This is a genomic window from Rhodopirellula maiorica SM1, from assembly GCF_000346295.1.
In the GTDB taxonomy this organism is placed as follows: Bacteria; Planctomycetota; Planctomycetia; order Pirellulales; family Pirellulaceae; genus Novipirellula; species Novipirellula maiorica.
This window is the reverse complement of record NZ_ANOG01000753.1, coordinates 1-953: the sequence shown is the minus strand read 5'-3', so window position 1 is coordinate 953 and position 953 is coordinate 1. Positions and strand designations below refer to the sequence as shown.

The following is a 953-nucleotide window of genomic DNA, read 5'->3' as shown; positions in this document are numbered from 1 at the left end:
GCAATGGCAACGTTGGATTCCTGTTCTATCAAGCGGTGGGCGAAGCCAAGAATGTGATCTCGATCCACGCCGGGCGTCATGATTACTACGACCATCGGCTGCCCAATGGAGAGGACGCGAATTTGTGGATCTATCGCAGCCGCCTGCCGTTGGGACACTTCAATGTGGAATCCAATGGTGAGATCACAGGAGTTGATCTACGACTTGGATTATGGAACGCCGAACTGACCGGGAAAATCAATACAACGGACGGTTGCTACCGAATTCATGCGTTTTCGCATAGCCAAACCGATGTGATTTCCTTTGAAACGCGGGCCGAAGGCGGTGAGTCGATCAAAATCACTTGGCACCCAGAAACGCCGATCGCGCCGGTAAAAGAGACGCTCGATGCCGGCGGAGGGCCTAAGGGCCACAGCTGGGACAAGATGCGAACCGCCCCCTATCCGCTGCCTCCAGAACCGACGTTAAGCGAAGAAGACGGCATGCAGTTTTGTTTTCAACCGCTACACGACGGACGCGGCGAAACCACCACCGGCTGGCAGATCACAGGCGATCCGTCTGGCAAACAGTTGCTGATCGCAAGCATCCATCACAGCTTTCCGGAGCACGATAGCTTGGCAAGGGCGAAGAAGAATTTGCTCGATGCGCAGCAACGGCGGAAGGCTGAGACTTTCGTTTCCTCTCATCGCGAGTGGTGGCACGAATACTATCCGCTTAGCTTTTTGACGATCAACGATCCCGAGAAGGAGGGGTTCTATTGGATTCAGATGTACAAACTGGGTTCGGCGATGCGCGAGAATGGCCCCATCCTCGACTTGATGGGGCCATGGTATCACCGCACGTTCTGGCCGATGGTTTGGGGTGATTTGAATGTGGAATTGCAATACTGGACGCACTTGACAGCCAATCGAATGTCGCTTGGCGAATCGCTTCCGAATAACTTGGATAAGTAT

Annotated in this window: 1 pseudogene; it reads left to right on the top strand. The window is 53.8% G+C overall.

Annotated elements, in window-relative coordinates:
* Positions 1 to 953, top strand: a pseudogene (locus RMSM_RS41270) (dienelactone hydrolase); the annotation flags it as partial.